The 6,000-nt window shown below is 40.5% G+C and carries 5 protein-coding genes; all 5 read left to right on the top strand.

From position 1 onward, the window contains the following. The first annotated feature begins 189 nt into the window (after nucleotides 1-189). Entirely contained in the window at nucleotides 190-906 is a 717-nt protein-coding gene (locus tag SSIN_RS09915; protein WP_037618586.1) for an ABC transporter ATP-binding protein, read from the top strand. Between the two features lies 1 nt (nucleotide 907). Beyond that, nucleotides 908-1,990, top strand: a complete 1,083-nt coding sequence (locus tag SSIN_RS09910) for an ABC transporter permease (RefSeq protein ID WP_037618584.1) — start codon at nucleotides 908-910, stop codon at nucleotides 1,988-1,990. A gap of 44 nt (nucleotides 1,991-2,034) precedes the next feature. Then, nucleotides 2,035-2,658 carry a TetR/AcrR family transcriptional regulator gene (locus SSIN_RS09905; protein ID WP_002929075.1) on the top strand — a complete coding sequence of 208 codons (624 nt, stop codon included), beginning with the start codon at nucleotides 2,035-2,037 and terminating at the stop codon, nucleotides 2,656-2,658. Nucleotides 2,659-2,827: 169 nt separating this feature from the next. Then, complete coding sequence (locus tag SSIN_RS09900; RefSeq protein WP_037618580.1) at nucleotides 2,828-3,517, top strand: VIT1/CCC1 transporter family protein; 690 nt, start codon at nucleotides 2,828-2,830, stop codon at nucleotides 3,515-3,517. Between the two features lie 322 nt (nucleotides 3,518-3,839). After that, nucleotides 3,840-5,651, top strand: coding sequence for a glutamine--fructose-6-phosphate transaminase (isomerizing) (gene glmS / locus SSIN_RS09895; RefSeq protein WP_037618577.1), 1,812 nt, complete (start codon nucleotides 3,840-3,842; stop codon nucleotides 5,649-5,651). Nucleotides 5,652-6,000 lie beyond the last annotated feature (349 nt).

Below are 6,000 nucleotides of genomic sequence, written 5' to 3'. Positions count from 1 at the left end.
TTTCATAAAAATAACACCCCAAATGTTAGATTTTTTCTGTCTAACTTTTGGGGTGCGGTTCATAATACCATCTGGTGTTTTTATTTTTTTAAAGAATTTCAACCTTTTTGCTTGACAAGTGAGTAAACACTCACTAAAATAGCTCTTGTGATTTAAAAAGTGAGTATGTATTCACCTAGGAGGAAGCATATGAAAAAATTGCTACATTTACAAAATTTGGATAAGTCTTTTGGTCGTCAAATGGTTTTGAATCATGTCAGTTTTGAATTGCAGACAGGAGAAATTATAGGCTTAATTGGTCCGTCTGGTGCTGGTAAATCAACCATGATTAAGACTATGTTGGGAATGGAAAAAGCTGATGGAGGCGAAGCTTTAGTTCTGGATCATACCATGCCTAATCGTCATATTTTAGGAGATATTGGTTATATGGCTCAGTCAGATGCCTTATATGAGGCTTTGTCAGGCCAAGAAAATTTGGAATTTTTCGGTCAGCTAAAAGGGCTATCCAAAAGAGATCTGACAGTTGAAATTGCCCACGTGGCTCAAGTTGTGGATTTGACAGAGCATTTGAATAAAACTGTATCCGGTTATTCTGGAGGAATGAAACGACGTTTATCTCTGGCCATCGCACTTCTGGGGAATCCTCAGCTCTTGATTTTAGATGAGCCAACAGTTGGGATTGATCCTTCTCTGCGTAAGAAAATTTGGAAAGAGTTAATCACTCTAAGAGACAAAGGAGTAGGAATCTTGGTGACAACTCACGTCATGGGTGAAGCGGAGTTGACGGATAAGGTAGGCTTACTCTTAGGAGGAGAAATCATTGCTTTTGATACACCAAAGAATCTCAAAGCAAGTTATAACGTTTCAAGTATTGAAGAAGTGTTTTTAAAAGCAGAAGGAGAGTAAGATGAGAACCATTGCTATTGCTAAAAAAGTTATCAAAGAATTACTTCGTGACAAACGAACTCTAGCTCTGATGTTTATAGCACCTGTTTTTATCATGTGGTTGATGAACCTCATGTTTTCAGCTAGTACAACCGTGAATGTCAAGTTAGCGACACAAGATCTACCAGCTAGTTTGGTAACGAAAATGGATGAGCTCGATCATGTGGACGTTGAGACTTATCAAGGCTTAGAACAAGCCAAAGAAGCACTAGCGAATGAGAAAGTCGATGCTGTGATTTCTTATAAAGACGGGGAGTATCAGGTAGACTACGCAAACACAGATGCCTCCAAAACATCTATGATACGACAGGTGTTACGAACAAGTGTCGCCAGTGAAGGCACCGATCAGTTACTATCTCGTGTCAAACAAGCTCTTCCACAATTGGACTCGGACACAAAAACACCAGAATTCAAGGAATCTTACCAGTATGGAGATGAGAATACAAGCTTCTTTACCAGTATGATTCCTGTTTTGATAGGTTTTGTAGTTTTCTTCTTTGTCTTTTTGATTTCAGGTATGGCGCTTTTGAAAGAACGCACCAGTGGAACACTAGAACGTTTGCTAGCAACACCAGTGAAACGATCTGAAATCGTCTATGGCTATATGTTGTCTTACGGTATTATTGCGATTTTTCAAACAGCAGTTGTAGTCTTAGCAGCAATTTGGCTACTAGATGTAGAAGTAGTAGGAAGTATTTTAAATGTTATAATAGTTAATGTGGTACTGGCTCTTGTTGCACTTGCCTTTGGAATTCTCTTGTCTACCCTAGCAAAATCAGAATTCCAAATGATGCAATTTATTCCTCTCGTCATTATGCCCCAACTTTTTTTTTCAGGAATTATTCCATTGTCATCCATGGGAGAATGGGCTCTAACTGTGGGAAAATTTTTGCCATTAACCTATTCTGGTGATGCAATAAGTCAGATTATTCTTTACGGACACAATCTTGGTGATATTTTGTTAAATCTTGGTGTTTTAATGATTTTCCTGATCATTTTAACAATTCTCAATATCGTTGGATTGCGTCGTTATCGTAAAGTATAATAAGTGATAGATAAGAACAAAAGAGGAAGACGTGAGGGAACGAAATGACTGAAAATATTTTTGACTCTTTTGAGGATTACTTAGAGGGAGCTGCCTACCCCAAGGGAAAAAAGAAAATCATGCAAGCAGCAGTTGATCTCATATCAACAAAGGGCTACAATGGAACTTCCACTCTGCAAATTGCGGAGTATGCTGGACTCAGTCAGGCGACTCTGTTCAAGTATTTTAAAACTAAGGAAGACCTTTTAACAGCTATTTTGCATCCTGTCCTTCCTAGTCTGTTTGGAAGTTTTTTAGACCAGCTGTTGATTTTACAGACAACCGAGGAGAAAATTCACTATTTAGTCCATGATCGAATGGCTTACCTCAAAACAAATCAAGCCTTGTTGAAAATAATTTTGCAGGAGATGTTATCAAATAATAAATTGAAGCAAGAACAGACACTTATTTGGAATCTTCTTCAGGATAAAATTATAGAGCTTCGTACTCAATTAGGGATCGATGCACGTGTCAATCCAGAAATCTCAATTGAACAAATGATTCGGATCTTTACAGGTCCTTTAATAGCTTACTTTGCTCAATTGTATATCATTGGGGACAATGGCGAAATAAGGGAAGAAGACTTAGATTTGTTAGAAAAACAGATCTTAGGTGGCTTGTGGAGATGATACTTGCATTATATTAATGAAGTTTAAGATTTATCTTTGAGAAATATTTTTATTAATCTATTCTTTCTCTTAAATAGTAGAACTTTTCTCATTTTTCGATTTTCTCTTGTATTAGTTCTAGACTTTATTTATAATCATTATAAATAAAAAGAAAGAGAAAATTTAAATAGTGGAAGAACATAAAATTGACAAGAACTTTAGTGGCCGGTTGAATATTTTGAGGGCAGGGGTTCTGGGAGCCAACGACGGGATTATTTCTATAGCTGGTGTAGTAATTGGGGTGGCCAGTGCCACTCAGGATATCTGGATTATCTTTTTATCTGGTTTAGCTGCCGTCTTTGCTGGAGCATTTTCTATGGCAGGCGGAGAATATGTCTCCGTTTCTACTCAAAAGGATACTGAGGAAGCTGCAGTAGCCAGAGAGTGGGAGCTTTTAGAGAAAAATCCAGAGATCGCTAGGCAGTCTCTCTATGCTGCCTATGTCCAAAATGGTGAGTGCGAGACTTCTGCTCAGCTCATGACCAATCGTGCCTTTTTGCAGGATCCGCTTAAGGCCTTGGTGGAGGAAAAGTACGGCATCGAGGTAGAGGAGTTTACCAATCCCTGGCATGCAGCCGTCTCAAGCTTTTTAGCCTTTGCGGTAGGTGCGCTCTTTCCCATGGTTACGATTATCCTGCTTCCTGCTAACATCCGTATTTGGGCGACGGTCCTGATTGTGGCTTTGGCTCTTTTGGGAACGGGCTATACCAGCGCTAAACTAGGTAAAGCTCCGATTAAAAATGCCATGATTCGCAATCTAGCCATTGGTCTTTTGACCATGGCCGTGACCTATCTGGTAGGGCAGTTCTTTGCAGTTTAAGGGCTCTTGAAAGTCGGGAAGCGGTATTTCCTAGTGTCCTTTTATTTGTAAACGGAAAACGGTGTTTTAGAAATCAGTTGTCAGACCAAAAGCGACCTGTCGTCAATTTGTAAGGTCAAGATAGTATTGGTGTAGTTTCAAAATCCTTGTCCTGCTAAGGTTCACAGGATTTTCAAAAGAAACTATACCAATTTTTTGTTGACAAAATCTGAATAGGTGTGTATACTGTTTCTGTCTGTGAATGAAAAGATAAAAAAGACTATACCAATTTTGAATCAAGGAGGAGCTAGCTTTTTGTCAGCAAAAGGCTAGAAGTAAAACTATGTGTGGAATCGTCGGAGTTGTGGGGAACCGCAATGCAACAGATATTTTGATGCAAGGGCTTGAAAAATTAGAGTACCGAGGTTATGACTCGGCTGGAATTTTTGTTACAACAGGGAAAAAATCTAGCTTGGTGAAGTCCGTTGGTCGGATTGCTGATCTTCGTGCGAAGATTGGCATCGATGTAGCTGGCTCAACTGGTATCGGCCACACGCGCTGGGCAACCCACGGGAAACCAAGTGAGAATAATGCCCATCCCCACACCTCTCAGACGGGCCGCTTTGTGATGGTTCACAACGGCGTGATTGAAAATTATCTGGATATCAAAAATGACTATCTTGCTGACCATGATTTTAAAGGGCAGACAGATACAGAAATTACAGTCCATTTGATTGGGAAATTCGCGGAAGAAGACGGATTCTCTGTTCTTGACGCTTTCCGCAAGGCCCTTCACATTATCGAAGGTTCCTACGCTTTTGCCTTGGTCGATGCCCAAGATCCTTCTACGATCTACGTTGCCAAAAACAAATCTCCGCTTTTGATTGGCTTGGGCGAAGGCTACAACATGGTCTGCTCAGATGCCATGGCCATGATTCGCGAGACCAGCGAATATATGGAAATCCATGATAAAGAGCTGGTTATCGTGACTGCAAATAGTGTAGAAGTGCAAGATTACGACGGGAACATTCTTGAACGTGGCAGCTATACAGCTGAGCTGGACTTATCCGATATCGGCAAGGGCACTTATCCTTACTACATGTTGAAGGAAATTGATGAGCAGCCGACTGTGATGCGTAAGCTGATTAGCACCTATGCGGATGAAAATAATAAGATGCTGATTGATCCTGCTATCATCAAGACAGTCCAAGAAGCTGATCGCATTTATATCATTGCTGCTGGAACTTCTTATCATGCTGGTTACGCTTCTAAACGAATGCTGGAAGAGCTGACGGATACGCCAGTAGAATTAGGTATTTCTTCTGAATGGGGCTATGCTATGCCACTCCTCAGCAAGAAGCCACTCTTCATCTTCATCAGTCAATCTGGTGAGACTGCTGACAGTCGTCAAGTCTTAGTCAAGGCCAATGAATTGGGCATTCCTAGCCTGACAGTGACCAATGTGCCAGGTTCAACCCTGTCTCGGGAAGCGAAGCACACCTTGCTTCTCCATGCTGGACCAGAAATCGCCGTAGCTTCAACCAAAGCCTACACCGCGCAAATCGCTGCCCTAGCTTTCTTGGCCAAGGCAGTCGGTGATGCCAACGGCAACGAAAAAGCCAAGAATTTTGATTTGGTTCATGAGCTGTCTATCGTAGCCCAGTCTATTGAGGCCATTCTTTCTGAGAAAGAGCTGATTGACAGCAAGGTGCGTGATTTGTTAGTAGATACTCGCAGTGCCTTTTACATCGGCCGTGGTCAGGACTATTATGTGGCGATGGAAGCCAGCCTTAAGCTCAAGGAAATTTCCTATATCCAGTGTGAAGGCTTTGCGGCAGGCGAGCTTAAGCATGGTACTATTTCCCTGATTGAAGAGGGGACTCCTGTGCTGGCCCTACTCTCAGATGAAGTCCTGTCTAGCCATACTCGCGGTAATGTCTCTGAAGTTGTAGCGCGTGGGGCTAAGGTTTTGACGATTGCTGAGGAAAATGTGGCTAAGGACGAAGATGACATTGTCTTGAGTCAAGTTCACCCTTACTTGTCACCAATCTCTATGGTGGTGCCAACTCAATTGATTGCTTATTTTGCAACCTTGCACCGTGGTTTGGATGTGGATAAACCGCGCAATCTCGCTAAGTCTGTTACTGTAGAATAAGAGCAGTAGCTGATTATCTAGTAGAATCTTGAAAACTTTAGATATTGAAGAGCCCCTAATTTTAGTTTAGGGGATTCTTTGTTTTTATTAATCAGTATTATCAAGTAAAGGAATGTTTCTAAATTAGTTTGGTGGAATCTTTTTCTTTGAGTTATTAAAAATTATGTAAATTTTTTATTCAAACCTATTGACAAGGGGTAAAAAAGAATGTATAATTACAACTGTAAACAAAAAAGTTTACACAGGATTTATTCAGAAGATGAGGAAATAGCCGGAAGGCAATTATTTTTTGGGAGGATTATAAATTATGTAAAATTATCTTCGTCTGAAAGAGATTTGATTCACTCAT

Source organism: Streptococcus sinensis, assembly GCF_000767835.1.
Taxonomy (GTDB): domain Bacteria; phylum Bacillota; class Bacilli; order Lactobacillales; family Streptococcaceae; genus Streptococcus; species Streptococcus sinensis.
The sequence above is the reverse complement of the archived record's forward strand: the minus strand, read 5'-3'. Positions and strand labels throughout refer to the sequence as shown.